Origin of the sequence: Kitasatospora humi (assembly GCF_020907985.1) — a bacterium.
GTDB lineage: Bacteria > Actinomycetota > Actinomycetes > Streptomycetales > Streptomycetaceae > Kitasatospora > Kitasatospora humi.
Genome location: NZ_JAJJPA010000018.1, coordinates 21765 through 37361, shown reverse-complemented (window position 1 = coordinate 37361; position 15597 = coordinate 21765). Strand labels below are relative to the sequence as shown.

Sequence of the window (15597 nt, the reverse complement as noted above, 5' to 3'; positions counted from 1 at the left end):
TGGCTAACGATCTGCGCCATCACGGCCACCATGGGACTGACCGTCGGCTCACCGGCCGGCGCCGATCCGCTGCCGCACGCGGCGGGCACCACCGCCCGGCCGATGGACAAGGGCGACGGCGGGGACGACGACGAGTCCGACTCCATCCAGGAGGGCGCCGACCAGCGCGCCGAGGCCCGCACCTCGCCCGGCGTGGTGGCCCCGGGTGCGTTCACCGCCGCCTGGAACGCGATGAAGGCACTGCCCGGCACCGGCGGCCAGTGGCAGCACACCACCGGCCTGCCCTACGACTCGGACGACCCGCGCTACCGCGACGTCGCCTCCAACTCCAGTGCGGGCATGGGCAAGGTGACCGGCCGGGCGTCCGCGGTCGCCGCCGATGACAAGGGCGACGTCTACGAGGGCAGCGCGGGCGGCGGCGTCTGGCGCTCCACCACCGGCGGCGGCCACTGGCAGCCGATCAGCGACAAGCTGCCCGCCCAGGCCACCGGTGCGCTGGCGCTGGACGACCGGGGCCGGCTCTGGCTGGGCACCGGCGAGGCCTCCACCAACTCCGACGCCTACCTGGGCGCCGGCGTCTTCGTGCTGGACCACCCGGAGCACGGCGAGTTCAGCGCCAAGTCCCGGGTCGGCGGATCGGAGTTGGACGGCACCACCATCCACGAACTGCGCTTCGGCGCCGGCCTGGTGTGGGCGGCGACCAGCAAGGGCGTGTGGAGCCACTCCACCACCGACCTGAGCGGCCCGTGGACCCTTGAGTTCGCGCCCAACCCGGACTACCTGCCCGGCGGCAAGCTGGCCTCCGACCCCGACGCGCCCTACAAGAACCTCACCAACGACATCGCCATCGACCCCAAGGACCCGTCCAAGGTGGTGCTGGCCGTCGGCTGGCGCAGCGGTGACACCTACAACGGCTTCTACAGCAAGGCCGCGGACGGCAGTTGGCAGCGGCTGAGCTCGCTGGGCGACCTGCCCACCGATGCCGCGGACATCGGCGAGGTGACCTTCGCCCGCTCGGCGGACGGCTCCAAGTACTACGCCATCGACCAGTCCCCGACGATGCAGAACTCCGGTGCCCCCAGCGCGCTGGCCGGCATCTTCGTCTCCGACTCCGGCTCCCCGCTCGGTCCGTGGACCAAGGTCGCGGACGCCAACAAGCTGGCCGGCTCCGGTTCGGCGCTCAACTCGCCCAGCCAGCTGCCGGGCCAGCAGTCCTGGTACGACCAGTCGCTGCAGGTCGACCCGAACGACCCCGAGCACCTGTGGGCCGGCCTCGAGGAGGTCTTCGAGTCCAAGGACGGCGGCGCGACCTGGAACACCGTCGGTCCGTACTGGAACTTCAACTTCGCCTGCTGGAGCATCGACCCGACCAAGCAGAGCGGCAGCTGCCCGCAGACCACCCACCCGGACCAGCACGCGCTGGCGGTGGGCTCGCTGAACGGCAAGTCCTACGTGCTGGCCGGCAACGACGGCGGCCTCTACTCCCGCCCGGTCAACGGCCAGGTGGACGCGCTGGGCCACGGCACCGACTGGACCTCGCTCAACGACGGCACCATCGACACCCTGGAGTACTACTCGGTCGGGGTCGGCAAGGACCTGACCTACGGCGGCGTCTCGGTCACCGGCGGCATGCAGGACAACGGCCAGTCCATGTTGCGCCACGGCGACAAGGTGATGGGCTCCAACTTCGGCGGGGACGGCGGCGGCACCCTCACCGACCCGAACAACGGCTGCAACATCGCCCAGGAGTACGTCTACCTGGCGATGAACGTGACCCAGAACTGCGCGGTCAACGACGGCGGTTACCTGACCGACCCGAGCAAGGCCACCACCTTCTCGGTGGCCCCGCCCGACAACGCGCTCGGCGGCGCCGGTGCCCGCTTCATCGCCCCGATGGCGGCGGACCAGCAGAACGGCAACCTCTGGGTGGCCGGCGGTCGGCACGTCTGGGTGCAGAACCAGGGCTACGCGATCCGGGACGGCAGCGCCTGGAAGAGCGCCTTCGACCTCGGTGACGGCCATGTCGCCACCGCCGTCGCGGCCTCCGGCGGCAAGGTCTACGCCGCCTGGTGCGGCCCGTGCAACAACCAGGGCTTCACCCGCGGCATCGCGGTCGGCAACGCGGACGGCACCGGCTGGCAGCAGCTGGCCCTGCCGGTCGACGGCACCGTGCCCAACCGCTACCTGGCCGGCCTGGCGATCGACCCGAAGAACCCCGACCACGTCTTCGTCGCGGTCAACGGCTTCTCGCGGGCCTGGACTTCGGGCCCGGGGGCGGGCGTCGGCCACGTCTTCGAGTCCACCGACGCGGGTGCGCACTGGACCGACATCTCGGCCAACCTGCCGGACGTGCCGGCCGACTCGCTGGTGATCACCAAGACGGGCGGGCTGGCGCTGGCCACCGACCTGGGCGTGGTCTACCGGGGTGCGGGCCGGAGCTGTTGGCAGCGGGTGGGCGAGCTGCCGGCGGTCGCCGTCGACCAGCTGACGCTCGGCACCGACGGCCGGCTCTACGCGGCCACCCACGGCCGCGGCATCTGGTCGTTCAAGGCGGCGGACCTCGACCAGAACGAGCAGTAGTCCGCAGCGGTCCATCGGGCGGGGGTCGGGGGCGTGCGCTCCCGGCCCCCGCTCCGGGTTCCTCCCTCGCCCCGGGCTTGCGCCGGTGCTCGCCGCGGGCCTACTGGCCGTCCACCTCGCCGTAGCCCGGCTGCGGCCGGGCCGGCACGGTGGCGAGCGAGCGCAGTCCGCGGATGACGGCCAGCCCGCGGCGCACGGCGGCCCAGCCGGTGGGCTGCGCGGGGTCCGCCGGCGGTGCGGCCGGCGGTGTGGCCGGCGGTGCGGCGTTCGGCACGGCGTTCGGCGGGGTGGTCGGCACGGCGTCCGGTGCGGTGGTCGGTGCGGCGTTCGGCACGGCGTCCGGTGCGGTGGCCGGCCGCGGCGTCGGGCCGGACCGCTGGGCGGGGGTCGTGGCGGTGCCGTCGGCGGTGCCGGGCTGCTGGGTCATCGCCCCTCCTGGTCTCCACGGGTGAGAGGGACTGTAGTCCGATCCGATCCGCAGACCATCACACCGGGGCGGAATCCGCGCGGTTCCGGCGCCCTCAGGCGCTCTTCGCACCCGGCCAGCTGCGCAGGCCGTCGGTCAGCAGGGTGAGCAGCCGGTCCTGGGTCTCGGTCAGGTCCTCGCTCAGCCGGAACGCCCCGGCGATGCTCAACGAGGCGAAGCCGTGGGCGATGGCGCGCACCGAGCGGGCCGCGTGCACGGCTTCGGACTCGCCGATGCCGTAGTCGGCGAGGACCTCGAAGATGGTGCCGACCAGCAGGGTGGCGGCGTCCATCAGCTGCTCGTCACCGGGCAGCGGCGCCTGCGGCAGCGCCGCGTACCGCTGCGGGTGGGCCATCGCGTAGGAGTGGTAGGCCCGCATCAGCGCCGTCACGGCGGGCTCGCCGTGCTTGCCGGCGATCGCCCGGCGCAGCTCCTGGGCCAGGTCGGTGGTGACCCGGACGGCGATCAGCCGGCGCAGTCCGGCCAGCCCGCCCGGCACGTGCTTGTAGAGCGAGGGGGCCGCGACCCCGGCCCTGGCGGCGACCGCGGCCAGGGTCAGGGCGTCCGGCCCCTCCTCGTCGATCAGGGCCAGGGCGTGGTCGACCACGGCATCCGGATTGAGTCCGGCTCGGGGCATCAGGCCACCTCCTTCAGGAACGGGAGCAGGGCGTCGGCGGTGGCCTGCGGGAACTGGGCCTGCGGATAGTGACCGGCGCCGTCGATCATCACCTTACGGCCGCCCAGGGCGGACGCCTGGCGGTCCGCCACCAGCTCCGGGCTGGGGAAGTCGGGGTCCTTGCTGCCCATCACCGCCAGGGTCGGGACGTTCACCCCGGTGCTCCAACCGATCGGCGCCGAGTCGCCGTAGACGTAGCCGCGGGTGGCCTTGCGGCGCCCCGGAGTGCGCAGGTTGGCCACCAGGCCGGCGTTGTAGGCGGCGATCTCCTCGGTCACCCCGCCCGGGTAGGCCAGCTTGTTCAGGTACCAGCCCCAGATCCTGGGGAAGGCCAGCACCGCCGAGCCGAGGGCCTTGACCATCGCCTTCTCGAAGGCCGTCGCCGGGACCTTCTCGATGAAGGCGTTCAGCAGCACGATCCCGGCCACCCGCTCCGGGGCGTCGGCTGCGACCCGGACCACGCTGGCGCCGGTGTAGGAGTGGCCGACCAGTACGGCCTTGTCGATCCCCAGGTGGTCGAGGAGCGCGATGGCGTCGGCGGCAGCCGAGGCGGGGCTGTAGTCGTCCCAGTCGATCGAGGACTCGCCGAACCCGCGCAGGTCCATGGTGATCACCCGGTAGCCGGCCGCGTTCAGCAGCGGGCGCAGGTGGCGGAAGCTGCGCCGGGTCTCCAGCATCCCGGGGAGCAGCAGCACCGGGGTGCGGTTGCCGGTGCCCGCCGTGTCGTCGTAGGCGAGGCTGCCGCCGGGGAGCTGGAGGTACTGGGTCTGCGGGGCGGTGCTGGTGGCGTTCATGGGGAGCCTCCTGACCGGGAGCGGTGGGTGCCGGCCGCTGCCGACACCCACAAAGCTATGGCTAATAGCCTTAGCCGTCAACCCCTGGGCGCCCGGGTGGACTCCGGTGCTCAGGACTCCACGCGGAACGGGTCGTGCTCGGCGAGCAGCTTCTCCAGGCGCGCCTGGTCGACCCGGTTGACCACCTCGCCCTCCTGCTGGCGGTCCCGGACCACCTTGGCCAGGGTGAACGCCGAGGTCACGGTGTAGAGCGCGCCGAGCGCGAGGAAGGCGCGCATCCACGCGCTGACCGGCAGGTAGGCGATGCCGATCGCGAGGCCGCCGCCGGCGAGGGCGAAGGAGAGGATCGCCTGGACGTAGTAGGCGGACGTGGTCCGCGGCTGCACCGAGGAAGTCATGTGTGAAGGATCGCCAACTCCGGTGTGCGGCGCCTGAGTACGCGTACTCAGTTCGGCACTCAGAGTGAGGGGCGGTCAATCCCACGAGAGCGGCTTGGAATCACGGGCTCCTAGGATTAACGTTTGATAACGCAGCGCGGTCGGCAACGCCGTACCCTGACGGCACCGTGCGCGTCGCCTAATCCGCAGGCCTGCCTGAACCGCAGGCCGGGAGCCGGGGAACCACCGTTCCTTGGGGTGAATCGGAGCGCTCCCGTCCACGGCCGGGGTCGCTCGGTAGGAGACCTTCCTGCTCCGAACCCGTCAGCTAACCCGGTAGGCGCGAGGGAAGGAAAGGAGCGCGCCCCCGTGGCGTTGACGCACACCCCGCACAGCAACAGCGGCCTGCTCGACCACACCGACGCGCCCGATGACTCCGCCCGCCACCGAGTGCCCAAGCAGGCCCGCAGCAGCGCCCCGGTGCTCGGAGTCACCGCGATGGCCGCCGCCCTCGGCGCCACCGGCTTCACCGCCGCCGCGGCCGCGACCCCGGCGAGCGCCGCGCCGGCGGTGAGCGCACCCGACCAGGCCGACCCCGGGCTGGCGCTGGCCGCCCGGATCCAGCAGCAGGCCGACGGGGCCCCGGAGGCCGAGGACGCCGACCAGCTGACGGGCAGTCAGGACGCCGCCCACCAGGAAGCCGCTCGGCAGGAGGCGGCCCGGCAGGAGGCGGCCCGGTTGGCCGCCGCGCAGGAGGCCGCCGCCAAGCGGGCCGCCCAGCAGGCGGCCGCCACCGAGCGGGCCGCCCACGCCGAGCAGGTCACCGCCCACGACGAGCAGGCCGCCCACGCCGAGCAGGTCACCGTCCCCGCCGCGGCCGCCTCCGCCGAACTGCCCGCCGCCGTCCCCCCGCTGCCCGGTCACTCCGTCGACACCCCGGCCGCCACCCCCTGGGACCAACTGCGCACCGGCATCGAGATCTCCGCGCCCGCGCACACCCCGGTGCGCGCGATCACCGCCGGCACCGTCAGCTCGGCCGGCTGGTCGGGCCGCTACGGCTACCGGGTGATCCAGACCCTGCCGGACGGCACCGAGCTCTGGTACTGCCGCCTCGCCTCGATCTCCGCCACCGCCGGGGAGCTGGCGCCGGGCGCCGTGCTCGGCCAGGTCGGCGCCACCGGCAGCGGCGCCACCGGCCCGCGCCTGCACCTGGAGGTCCGCCCGGGCGGCGGCGCCCCGGTCGACGCGCTGGCCTGGCTCCAGGCGCACGGCGTCACCGCCTAGCTCACTCGCCCTCGGCGAGGCCCTCCCACTGCCCGATGTCCGGCAGCTCCACCAGGCCGCGCTTGATGATGTACTGGTCCACTTCGGCGGCGCCCGGCTCGGGCGCCAGGTCCTGATACTCCGTCAGCAGCAGCTCCGGGAGCCCGGGCACCGTCCACTGGCCGAGCAGCCGCACCGCCTCCGCCTGCACCGCCGACTCGAACTCGGAGAAGTCCCCGGCCAGTTCGGCGGGCATCGGGCGGCCCAGCGCGGTCAGGTCGGCCAGGTTGCGGTAGCTGCGCTGCTTCAACTGGTCCTCCACCAGCAGCCGGGCGCCGTCGGTGGCCATGCCGATCGACAGCAGCACGCCCTCGGTCCAGCCGTCCACGCCGTCCGGCTGGTCCAGCTCCGTGAGGTCGGCCAGCACCGCGATCCGGTCGTGCGGATCGAGCACCCGGAACCAGTCCAGCCAGGCCCGCACCGCGTTCTCGTCGGCGGTGTCCACACCGGCCTGGCGCAGCAGCAGCGCGTACAGCCGGGGCCAGGTCAGCAGGTGCGGCTGGCGCAGCAGCCCGGCGAGCAGCTCGCCCTGCCACTCGGCCTCCTCGCGCAGCCGCTGCTGCCGCTTGGCGTTCAACCGCCGGGCCGCCCGCTGGTGGTCGATCAGCAGTCGGACGGCGGCGCCGTAGGCCAGCGGGTCCTCGTCCGGGGCCGGCTGCACATAGAGGTGGATCCGCTCGTAGAGCAGCTCCTGCACCAACGCGGAGGTGAGCTCGGGGAAGCCCTCGTACATCCGGGCGTCACCCAGTTCGAGCAGTGTCAGGACCGCGTTCAGCGGCTCCTCCGGCACTGGGTCGAGACCCTGCTCGGCAGCCCAACGCAGCAGCTCAGCGGTGTGCGGCCGGGGTGTCAGCCGCAGGTCCTCGTCGTCCATGGCAGGTACGGTAACCGCTTCGGCGGGCACTACCGTACGTGCCATGCATCCCGTCCTGCTCACCGGGCCACGGCTGACCATCCGCGAGTTCCACCATGTTCCGCGTGACATCGACGCGTTGCACGCGATCTTCGGTGATCCCGAGGCCGCCCGCTACCTCTCGTTCGAACCGCGGGACCGGGAGGACTGCGCCGACCAGGTCGCGCTCTACCTGGACGAGGCGGAGAAGGAGCCGCGCACCGTCTTCCGGCTGGCGGTCACCCTGACCGGGGACGGCGAGGACGCCGTGCCGCTCGGCAACGCGGTCCTCGGCATCGAGGGAACCGAGGCCCAGCGCGCGGCGTTCATCGGGTACGCGCTGCGGCGGGACGCCTGGGGGCTCGGGTACGCCACCGAGACCGCCCGGATGCTCTGCGACTTCGGCTTCGGCGAGCTCGGGCTGCACCGGCTGGCCGCCCGCCTGGACCCGGCCAACCTCGCCTCGGCCCGGGTGCTGCGCAAGGTCGGCTTCCAGCTGGAGGGCCGGATCCGCGACGACCTCCACCTGCGCGGCGAGTGGCACGACGCGCTGCAGTACTCGCTGCTGGAGCACGAGTGGAGTCCGGCCGGCACCCGGGTGGGCGGCTGACCGGGGGTTAACCCCACCCCGGGTCCGCCGGTCAGCCGCATTACCGTGCGGCGCCCGCCCCGGCAGGGTGGAGGCATGACGACGAGCTTCGCGACCACGACCACCGCTCCGGCCGCCCGGCGGGCCCTCCACAGCCACCGGACGTACCGCGAACTGGGCTACGTCTGCACCTCACTGGTCACCGCGATCACCGGCTTCACCTGGGTGGTCGTCCTCTTCGCGCTCGGCGCCGGCACCCTGGTCACGGTGCTCGGCCTGCCGGTGCTCGCCCTGCTGCTCTCCGGCGCCCGCGCCCTGGGCCGGCTGGAGCTCGACCGAGTGCACCGGCAGCTGGGCCTGCCGCTGGCCGCGCCCGCCCCGGTGGCGATCCCGGCGGGGGCCGGCTTCTGGGGCCGGGTCGGCGCCCGGCTGCGGGACGGCGCGGGGTGGCGGGCGGCCGCCTACCAGCTGCTGATGTTCCCCTGGCGGGTGTTCAGCTTCTGCGTCGCGGTCAGCCTCTGGACCACCGGGCTGTCGCTGGCCACGCTGCCGGCCTGGAACTGGGTCTTCCCGACCTACGTGGGCTGGCCCGGCTACCGGCTCTTCGACTACACCGACGCCCACCACGTGCACCACGCCTACTACATCGCGTCCTTCTGGCAGGTGACCCGCGCCTCGCTGGTCGGGATCGGGCTGCTCTTCCTCGCCGCCTGGGCCACCCACCTGCTGACCAACGTCTCGCGCGGCGCGGCCCGCGCCCTGCTGGCGGACTGGCGCTCCTAGCCCTTCCCGGCCGGACGCCCCGACGACCCGTCCGGGCCGGTGAACGCGGTTGGCCACCACGCGCACCCCGCTGCCTCCCCGTCGGCCGAATCCCGATTCCCGGGCTGCTGTTGCGTGCTTGGGGCCTTCGAGCCAACACCTACGTGGGCGATGCCCTGTACATCGCGTTGACCGAGACCCTGTGCTGCCCGTTGATGACGACGGACAGCAAGATGGCGGGCGTCCCGGGTGTGCGCTGCGCGATCGAGCACGTCCCGCACTGCCCCCCGAGGCGCCGCCCCGCGTCGACTACCAACTGACCGAGGCGGACCGGGCGTTGCTGGTTCCGATGGCGGTGATGGGGGAGTGGGCGGCCCGCTACGGTGACGACGTGCCGGCCGCCCAGGACCGGTTCGCCGAGCGGCGGGTGGGTCAGCCCTGACGGGCCTCGATCTCGCCCGCCAGCTCCGCCGTGATCTCCCGCAGCCACTGCAGCTCCGCCCGCCGTGCCGCGCCCGCGCGGACGAAGATGCCGCGGCGGAACCGGTTGACCTCCTCGGCGCGCACCGGTCGTCCGTGCTCGTAGAAGAAGCTGGCCGACTCCTCGGTGTACTCCAACCGGCGGCGCAGCACCCGCAGTTGGTCCTCGGCCTCGGGGAGGAGGTGGAGGAAGGCGAGCAGCGTGGCGAAGGCGTTGTTGTCGGTGATCTCCACGGCGCCGGGTTCGGCGAGCCGGCGCAGCAGTTCGGCCCGCCCGGTCTCGGTGAGGGTCAGCACCTGCCGGGGCGCGCCGGCGCTGCCGGGCTCCTCGCGGCGGGTGAGCAGGCCGGCCGCGCGCAGGCGGTTCAGCGCCGGGTAGAGCGCGCCGTCGCTGACCGGCCGGACGTGACCGGTCAATCCGGAGATGCGGGCGCGGAGTTCGTAGGCGTGCAGCGGTTCCTCGGCCAGGAATCCCAGGACGCACAGGGTCAGCATGACCGGTAGCCTACCCAGGGTGCCTCGATTAGAGTGGCTGGGGCTGGGGCTGGGGCCGGGCGGTACGGGGGTCCGTCCGGCCCTTCACTGCCTGAGCAGGTCGGCCGGGCCCATGGCGATCACCGGGTGGTCGGCCGGGTCCAGCAGGGTGAGCAGGGCGCGCATGTCCTCCTTGGCGAGGGTGACGCAGCCGTGGGTCGGGCCGCCGTGGTCGACGTGGAGCCAGATGCCGCCGCCGCGGTAGCCGCCGAGCGGGTGACTGTCGTCGAGCGGGGAGCGGCCGGGGACGCGGTTGTAGTCGATGGCGACCACGTAGTCGAAGGCGCCGGTCAGGGGCTCGCCCTCGAAGCCGGTGCCGCCGACGGTGAACTCGTCCGACCGGTAGTAGGGCAGTTTGGCGCCGGGGTCGGGCAGCTGGCCGCCGGCGTCGCTCAGCGAGAACACCCCGATCGGGCTCTGCAGGTCGCCCGAGCGGTGCTCGGCGGTCCAACCGTGACGGGCGTTGTGGGCGCGCCAGACTGGGCCGGCCGTCCAGCGACCGGCGTCGGCGGCGGTCCACAGCTGGACGGTGGTGTCGGAGGAGTCCGAGCCGCTGCCGGCCGCCACCAGCACCTGCCGGGCGTCGGGGGGCAGCAATCCCATGGTCTTCGGGCCGAGGCCGGCGATCGCGGTGGTGGACGCGGGCGGTGGTGCCTCGGTCGGTGCGGCGGCCGCCGGTGCGGCGCTCTGCGCGGTGTGCGCCCGCAGCGTGGAGTGGGCGGTGGGCGCCGCACACGCGGAGGCGGCGCCGGCCAGCAGGCCCAGCGCGCACAGCAGCGCTCGGCCGCGCCCGCGCACCGTTCCCCGCACCGTGCCGTGCGCCGAGTCGCGCACCGCGCCGCGCACCGAGTCGCGCACCGTGCCGCGCACCGAGTCGCGCACCGTGCCGCGCACCGAGTCGCGCACCGCGCCGTGCGGCGGCCGGGCGGCGGCACCGGCGTACTTGGCGAAGTCCTTCATCGAGGAGGCCCTTCACTGGACTGGTGGTGTCCTGGCAACGACGGCGAGGGGTGCGGGGTGCTTGTCGGAAACCGCCAAATTGCGATAGGCAGGTAAATGCCTGCACAGTGGACCCATGAGCCTCGAGGGATCAGCCATCGACGCGGTCTTCAAGGCGCTGGCCGACCCGACCCGCCGCCTGCTGCTGGACCGGTTGCGCGAGCAGAACGGTCAGACCCTGCGCGAGCTGTGCGAGCGGTTGGAAATGGCGCGCCAGTCGGTGACCCAGCACCTCGACGTCCTGGTGCGGGCCGGCCTGGTGACCGTCGTGCGACGCGGCCGGGAACGGCTGCACCACCTCAACCCGGTGCCGATCCACGAGATCGAGGAGCGCTGGATCGCGGGCTTCGACCGGCTCCGGTTGGATGTGATCAGCGCCATCAAGAACCAGGCAGAGCAGGAGCGAGCCATGAGCGACACCCCCTCGGGCGCGACCGGTCCCGTGCCCGACTACGTCTACGTCACCTACATCAAGGCCACCGCCGAGCAGGTCTGGCACGCCCTGACCGACGCCGACCTGACGGCACGCTACTGGGGTCACGCCAACGTCTCCGACTGGCAGTCGGGCTCGGCCTGGGAGCACCGCCGGACCGACGGCTCGTCCATCGCCGACGTGATCGGCGAGGTCCTGGTGGCCGAGCCGCCGACCCGCCTGGTGGTCACCTTCGACGGTCCCGCGGACCGCCCTACGGGGCGCCGACCGGCGACCGTCACCTTCCTGATCGAGGCATGGGGATCCCCCCGGCCGGAGGCTGGGGGAGAGCAGATCGTCCGCCTCACCGTGACCCACCAGCACCTGCCCGACGAGCAGGCACTGCGTGACGTCTCGCGCGGCTGGCCGGCGGTGCTGGCCAACCTCAAGTCGCTGCTGGAGACCGGCGCGGTGCTGCCGCAAGTGCCGTGGGAGATGCCCTGATCCGGCACCGCGCTTGAGTCTCCACCCGGTGGAAACCGGCAAGCTGCTCCCATGTCCAACGGCGACGGCACCCACTACTCCATCGGCGAACTGGCCCGGCGCACCGGGCCGGCGGTGCGGACCATCCGGTTCTACGCCGACGAGGGCATCGTGCCGCCGACCGACAGGAGCCCCGGCGGCTACCGGCGTTATGACACGGAGGCGGCGGCTCGGCTGGATCTCGTCCGTACGCTGCGGGACTTGGGGATCGACCTGCCGACGGTGCGGCGGATCCTGGACCGGGAGACCACGCTGCCCGAAGTGGCCGAGCTGCACGTACGGGCGATCGAGGCGCAGCTCGGCACGCTGCGCCGGCGCCTCGCCGTCCTGCGCGCGGTGGCCAGGCGCGGGGCCTCAGTCGAGGAGACGGATCCGATGCACCGGCTGGCCAAGTTGTCCGATGTAGAACGGCGAAGCATCATCAGGGAGTTCGTGGAAGAGGCGTTCGGCGGCCTGGACGCCAACCCGGAGTTGGCGGCGATGCTGCGGGCGGCGATGCCCGAACTGCCCGAGGAGCCGACCGTGGCCCAGGTGGGGGCTGCGGCAGTGGATGCTGCGGCGCCTGGAGGTGGCGGCCGACCCCCGCACTGAGCGCTACTGGCAGCTGCTCTCGGCGGTCAACGGCTGGCCGGCGCCGGAGAGCCTGGCGCCGGTCACGGCCTGGCTGGTGACGGCGCTGCGGCAGTAGCTGACCTGTGGTCAGAAAGCGGTGCCGGACGAGAAGGACCGCGGTGGAATCCAGCCAACTGCGGGAAAGACCGGAGCGGGAGCGTCCCCTCCTATTACCGTCCGTCGAGTGAATATCACCCAATTGAAGGCCGGAAGCCTGCTCGCCGCCGCGATGGCCGGCGCCGCCCTGTTCACCGTGGCCGCCCCGGCCGCGCACGCCGACACCCTGCCGTCCGACCAGTGTTCGACCGACTTCCAGGCCGGCGACCCCCGGCTCGGTCCGGCCCGGCTACCCGCCACCGGCCCGGTCGGCCGGGAGGTGCTCGGCTATGACCGCACCGGCGGCGCGAGCGACCAGGCATTCCTGCAGCAGTACTACGACTCGGCGTCCGGCGGCTGGAAGTACCCGCCCGCCGACGGCTACGTCGTGCTGAACGGCCGGCCGGTGGAGTTCGACCAGACCCTGCTGACCGGGCAGGACATCGACCGGTTCGGTTCCGAGTACGGCGCCTACCTGGCGCCCGCCGGCCTGCCCTACGCGATGCGCTCGCTCCCGCCGCAGAGCCTGGACGGCACTCCGGCGGCCGGCTGCAACTACCACGACTACAAGGTGCTCAAGCCGTTCGCCGTGCACGGCGGCCCGATCGCACCCTGGTTCAACCAGCCCGGCTACGGCTGGCAGTACCAGCTCGACGGCGCCCTGCTGCCCGGTGCTCCGGCGAAGGTCAACGTGGGCTGGCTGGTGGCCAACGGCTATCTGCAGCGCCTGGTCTGACGCCGGAACCGCCTCAGCTTCCGGAACCGCCCCAGCCCCCGGGGGGGGCTCAGCCCCCCCGGACAGGCTCAGACCCCCGGAGAGGCTCAGACCCCGGACGGCCGGGGCGACGGCACGTGGCCGATGGAGTCCAGCCTGGCCAGGATCCGCTCGGCGATCCAGCGGCGGTCGGAGGCGTCCGGAATGCCGTCCGGGGCGAGCAGTTGGTTGATGATGGCCGTCCGCAGCCGCATCCGCTGGTCCCGGCCCAGCCGGCTCAGCATGCTTCGGGCGGCGAGCAGCGCGTGGTAGTGCTCGAACGCGCTGCGCGGGTGCTCGACGTACTCCAGCACGCTCTCGAAGTCGCCCAGCGCGGCGTTGCCCTGAGTCAGCGCGAGGGCCTGCAGCCGCAGGCCCTCGTCGTCGGAGGCGAACAGCCCCCGCACCTCGTCCTGGGTGGCGGGGGAGCGCTTGGCCCCGGCCCGCACCTCGGACACCTGGATCACCGGCGCGGCCGGACTCCCCGGGGCGGGCTGCCCGGCCTGGTGGGCGAACTTGCCGAGTTGGCCCATCGCCTGGATCCGCAGGTCCTCGGCGTTGACCTCGTTGCCCTCCTTCAACTGCTCCTGGGCGTTGGCGAACAGGTGCAGCGCGGTGCCGTCGGCCCGGGTCATTGCGCCGGCCAGCAGCAGCCGGGTGGTCAGCCAGCCGCCGAGGAAGCCCAGGACCACGAAGTAGAGCACCAGGGCGGCGGCGAACGGGGTGGCGTCGGCGCGGCCGCCGAGTGCGGGGGAGAGTGCCCGGCCGAGCTGGCGGGCGCTGTGCCAGATGCTGCCGAGCTGGGTCAGTCCGACACCGAGCAGCAGCTTGGTGAGCCAGTCCGAGACCTGTTCCAGGTTGGTGTTGGCGATGTACGGCCCGCTCTGCGGTGCGGTGCCTGCCGTACCCGGCGAAGCCGTCGGACCGGCCGCGTCGGCGCCCGTACCGCCGGCCAGCACGTGCGGGACGCCGAAGAGGAAGCCGACCAGGGCGCCGGCCACCGTGGTGGCGCAAGCGATCATCACACCGGCGCCGAGCGCGCTCACCGGATGCGGTGCGCCCGTGGTGTAGAGCAGCAGGCCGAAGAAGCCGAGCCCGAACATGGTGCCCACGGCGGTGCCCTGCCGGCGCCGCACCACCGAGACCGGTCCCTGCCGCTGACCCGCCGACCCCTTCAGCCGCGGCAACCCCTGCAGCCCCTCCAGCCCCGCCATTCGCCCGCTCCCCGTCGCACCGGTCCGCTCCGAACGCGAGGAACTGTAGCGCTCCGCGGGCCGACGCGCCGACGGCGCAGCCCCGATCAGCGGACGCACCCGCGTGCAACGTCGACGAGCGGGAAGGGGCCCCGGAAATGCCGAAGCCCCCGGGCCTCGCTGTGAGGAGTCCGGGGGCTCGACAACTTCTGCGCGGTTCCATCCGCGGGGCGGCGGCTGATCAGGCCGACAGCTCCACGGAGGCGCGCCCGAGCGAGTCAGACGCGCGAAGCGCAGTCGTCTTGGTACTCAACTCAGGATCACCTCCTTTCCGTGTTCGCCGCCACGATAGGCAGACGGTGCCGCCGGAGGCAACGGATTATCGGAGCCGATTGGCGGAACCGACCACCGCAGCCGCTCCGCGTCCGGTGGCGCGTCCGGTGGCGCGTCCGGCTCGGCGGCAGGGAGGGCGGTCGGTTCGGTCACCGGTTCGGCGGTCGGTTCGGTCACCGGTTCGGCGGCCGGTTCAGTGGCCGGCGAGCGCCTTCAGCTGGGCGGCCGAGATGACCTGGTCGGCCGGCGGCGCGGTGACGGTGACCGGCACGTCGTAGTCGGTCAGCGTGATCTTGTCGGTGCCGCCGGTGCCGTTGCCGCCGGTGGCCTGCAGCGGGTACGGCTTGCCCTTGGTGGCCACCCAGAGGGTGGACTTGGTGCCGTCCGAGGCGACCTCCTGCAGCGTCTGGGCCGGCTGGCCGTTCAGCGTGGTGGCCTGCCCCTTGGTGGGCTTCTCGCTGCCGTCGTCCATCTGGGAGCTGAGTGCCTTGAGGTCGCAGAAGCCCACCATGCCGGCCATGGTCGGGTCGGTGGGCGGTCCGCTGAGCCACTTGCCGTGGAGGGCCACCACGGCCTTGGCGCCGCCGAGGGTCTTCCAGTAGGTGTCGTCGGGCTTGAGGTAGGTGGTCTTCGACTTGTCCTGGATCACGTCGGCCGAGCCCTGGCCCGGCATCGAGACGTTGCCGGTGCAGCCGCTGCGGCTGTCGGTGGCCAGCTTGATCCGCTGGTCGCCGGTGGCGCCGGCGATCGTCATGTCGATCTTGACGGCCTGGGCGCCGGTCAGCGCGGTCTCGGACGCCTTGAGGATCTGGTCGGCGGTCATCGTCGACAGGTCGGGTGCGGCCGACGCGTCGGCGGCGGGCGCGCCCGAGGCCGCGCCGGAGTTCGCCGCGGCGGGCGCGGCGGCGCCGGCCGCGGCGGCCGCGTCGGAACTCTTGGCGCTCGAACCGCAGGCGGTGGCGGCCAGCGCGATCGCGGCGCAGGAAAGGGTGACCCCGAAGGTACGGGAGATTCGCACGTTCTGTCCTTCTCGCGGGACGTACCCGGCCGGTCGGTGCCGGGCGAAAGCTCACGAGAAGCTATCACCAAGATCAGCGCGTTTTGGTTCCACTCTTCGAGCCTTGAATGCCGTGAACGCGGCTCGTGGGGCCGTGGGACCGTGGCGCCGGGAATGCCGAAGGC

General features: G+C 72.9%; 16 protein-coding genes, 1 pseudogene and 1 riboswitch. Of the genes and pseudogenes, 8 read left to right on the top strand and 9 right to left on the bottom strand.

Features of this window, described 5'->3' with window-relative positions; all coding sequences use genetic code 11:
• Window positions 1–30 precede the first annotated feature (30 nt).
• Window positions 31–2580, top strand: a complete 2550-nt coding sequence (locus LN042_RS18645; RefSeq protein WP_230052390.1) for a WD40/YVTN/BNR-like repeat-containing protein — start codon at window positions 31–33, stop codon at window positions 2578–2580.
• Between the two features lie 100 nt (window positions 2581–2680).
• Here LN042_RS18645 and LN042_RS18640 read toward each other — a convergent pair whose 3' ends face one another.
• From LN042_RS18640 to LN042_RS18625, 4 genes are all read right to left on the bottom strand, one after another.
• The gene (locus tag LN042_RS18640) at window positions 2681–3007 is read right to left on the bottom strand and encodes a hypothetical protein (RefSeq protein ID WP_230052389.1); all 327 of its coding nucleotides are present in this window, start codon (window positions 3005–3007) and stop codon (window positions 2681–2683) included.
• 94 nt (window positions 3008–3101) lie between these two features.
• Entirely contained in the window at window positions 3102–3683 is a 582-nt protein-coding gene (locus LN042_RS18635) for a TetR/AcrR family transcriptional regulator (RefSeq protein WP_230052388.1), read from the bottom strand.
• The gene (locus tag LN042_RS18630; protein ID WP_230052387.1) at window positions 3683–4516 is read right to left on the bottom strand and encodes an alpha/beta fold hydrolase; all 834 of its coding nucleotides are present in this window, start codon (window positions 4514–4516) and stop codon (window positions 3683–3685) included. The genes LN042_RS18635 and LN042_RS18630 overlap by 1 nt, the downstream gene beginning before the upstream one ends.
• Before the next feature lie 110 nt (window positions 4517–4626).
• Window positions 4627–4914 (bottom strand): YiaA/YiaB family inner membrane protein, encoded by a 288-nt coding sequence (locus tag LN042_RS18625; RefSeq protein ID WP_230052386.1) that lies wholly within the window; start codon window positions 4912–4914, stop codon window positions 4627–4629.
• A 182-nt stretch (window positions 4915–5096) separates the two neighbouring features.
• Window positions 5097–5251: riboswitch (cyclic di-AMP (ydaO/yuaA leader) on the top strand.
• An 11-nt stretch (window positions 5252–5262) separates the two neighbouring features.
• On the opposite strand from LN042_RS18625, the gene LN042_RS18620 reads away from it, so the two are divergent.
• On the top strand, window positions 5263–6177 hold the full coding sequence (locus LN042_RS18620; protein ID WP_230052385.1) for a M23 family metallopeptidase: 915 nt from the start codon (window positions 5263–5265) through the stop codon (window positions 6175–6177).
• A gap of 1 nt (window position 6178) precedes the next feature.
• Here LN042_RS18620 and LN042_RS18615 read toward each other — a convergent pair whose 3' ends face one another.
• Window positions 6179–7090, bottom strand: a complete 912-nt coding sequence (locus LN042_RS18615; RefSeq protein ID WP_230052384.1) for a hypothetical protein — start codon at window positions 7088–7090, stop codon at window positions 6179–6181.
• A 43-nt stretch (window positions 7091–7133) separates the two neighbouring features.
• Between LN042_RS18615 and LN042_RS18610 the strand changes: the two genes are divergently transcribed.
• From LN042_RS18610 to LN042_RS18600, 3 genes are all read left to right on the top strand, one after another.
• Window positions 7134–7718: a GNAT family N-acetyltransferase gene (locus tag LN042_RS18610; RefSeq protein ID WP_230052383.1), complete on the top strand. Its 585-nt coding sequence runs from the start codon at window positions 7134–7136 to the stop codon at window positions 7716–7718.
• A gap of 75 nt (window positions 7719–7793) precedes the next feature.
• Window positions 7794–8480 carry a sensor domain-containing protein gene (locus tag LN042_RS18605; protein WP_230052382.1) on the top strand — a complete coding sequence of 229 codons (687 nt, stop codon included), beginning with the start codon at window positions 7794–7796 and terminating at the stop codon, window positions 8478–8480.
• A 181-nt stretch (window positions 8481–8661) separates the two neighbouring features.
• On the top strand, window positions 8662–8901 hold the full coding sequence (locus LN042_RS18600; RefSeq protein ID WP_230052381.1) for a winged helix-turn-helix transcriptional regulator: 240 nt from the start codon (window positions 8662–8664) through the stop codon (window positions 8899–8901).
• On the opposite strand, the gene LN042_RS18595 is transcribed toward LN042_RS18600, so the two are convergent.
• Both LN042_RS18595 and LN042_RS18590 read right to left on the bottom strand, forming a co-directional pair.
• The gene (locus tag LN042_RS18595; RefSeq protein ID WP_230052380.1) at window positions 8892–9434 is read right to left on the bottom strand and encodes a PadR family transcriptional regulator; all 543 of its coding nucleotides are present in this window, start codon (window positions 9432–9434) and stop codon (window positions 8892–8894) included. The genes LN042_RS18600 and LN042_RS18595 overlap by 10 nt on opposite strands.
• 84 nt (window positions 9435–9518) lie before the next feature.
• On the bottom strand, window positions 9519–10433 hold the full coding sequence (locus LN042_RS18590) for a L,D-transpeptidase family protein (RefSeq protein WP_230052379.1): 915 nt from the start codon (window positions 10431–10433) through the stop codon (window positions 9519–9521).
• Window positions 10434–10569: 136 nt separating this feature from the next.
• On the opposite strand from LN042_RS18590, the gene LN042_RS18585 reads away from it, so the two are divergent.
• The 3 genes and pseudogenes from LN042_RS18585 to LN042_RS18575 all read left to right on the top strand — a co-directional run bounded on the left by LN042_RS18585 (window position 10570) and on the right by LN042_RS18575 (window position 12871).
• On the top strand, window positions 10570–11388 hold the full coding sequence (locus LN042_RS18585; RefSeq protein WP_308191826.1) for an ArsR/SmtB family transcription factor: 819 nt from the start codon (window positions 10570–10572) through the stop codon (window positions 11386–11388).
• Window positions 11389–11439: 51 nt separating this feature from the next.
• Window positions 11440–12115, top strand: a pseudogene (locus LN042_RS18580) (MerR family transcriptional regulator).
• Between the two features lie 108 nt (window positions 12116–12223).
• Window positions 12224–12871 (top strand): TNT domain-containing protein, encoded by a 648-nt coding sequence (locus tag LN042_RS18575; protein WP_230052377.1) that lies wholly within the window; start codon window positions 12224–12226, stop codon window positions 12869–12871.
• Between the two features lie 86 nt (window positions 12872–12957).
• Here the strand turns inward: LN042_RS18575 and LN042_RS18570 are convergent, their stop codons facing one another.
• Window positions 12958–14103 carry a hypothetical protein gene (locus tag LN042_RS18570; RefSeq protein ID WP_230052376.1) on the bottom strand — a complete coding sequence of 382 codons (1146 nt, stop codon included), beginning with the start codon at window positions 14101–14103 and terminating at the stop codon, window positions 12958–12960.
• 505 nt (window positions 14104–14608) lie between these two features.
• Window positions 14609–15433 (bottom strand): hypothetical protein, encoded by an 825-nt coding sequence (locus LN042_RS18565; RefSeq protein WP_230052375.1) that lies wholly within the window; start codon window positions 15431–15433, stop codon window positions 14609–14611.
• Window positions 15434–15597 lie beyond the last annotated feature (164 nt).

Coding starts and splice junctions, on each gene's coding strand:
- LN042_RS18625 (WP_230052386.1), bottom strand. CDS start 4,914: ATGACTTCCTCGGTGCAGCCGCGGACCACGTCCGCCTACTACGTCCAG.
- LN042_RS18595 (WP_230052380.1), bottom strand. CDS start 9,434: ATGCTGACCCTGTGCGTCCTGGGATTCCTGGCCGAGGAACCGCTGCAC.
- LN042_RS18640 (WP_230052389.1), bottom strand. CDS start 3,007: ATGACCCAGCAGCCCGGCACCGCCGACGGCACCGCCACGACCCCCGCC.
- LN042_RS18645 (WP_230052390.1), top strand. CDS start 31: ATGGGACTGACCGTCGGCTCACCGGCCGGCGCCGATCCGCTGCCGCAC.
- LN042_RS18605 (WP_230052382.1), top strand. CDS start 7,794: ATGACGACGAGCTTCGCGACCACGACCACCGCTCCGGCCGCCCGGCGG.
- LN042_RS18615 (WP_230052384.1), bottom strand. CDS start 7,090: ATGGACGACGAGGACCTGCGGCTGACACCCCGGCCGCACACCGCTGAG.
- LN042_RS18590 (WP_230052379.1), bottom strand. CDS start 10,433: ATGAAGGACTTCGCCAAGTACGCCGGTGCCGCCGCCCGGCCGCCGCAC.
- LN042_RS18610 (WP_230052383.1), top strand. CDS start 7,134: ATGCATCCCGTCCTGCTCACCGGGCCACGGCTGACCATCCGCGAGTTC.
- LN042_RS18570 (WP_230052376.1), bottom strand. CDS start 14,103: ATGGCGGGGCTGGAGGGGCTGCAGGGGTTGCCGCGGCTGAAGGGGTCG.
- LN042_RS18635 (WP_230052388.1), bottom strand. CDS start 3,683: ATGCCCCGAGCCGGACTCAATCCGGATGCCGTGGTCGACCACGCCCTG.
- LN042_RS18630 (WP_230052387.1), bottom strand. CDS start 4,516: ATGAACGCCACCAGCACCGCCCCGCAGACCCAGTACCTCCAGCTCCCC.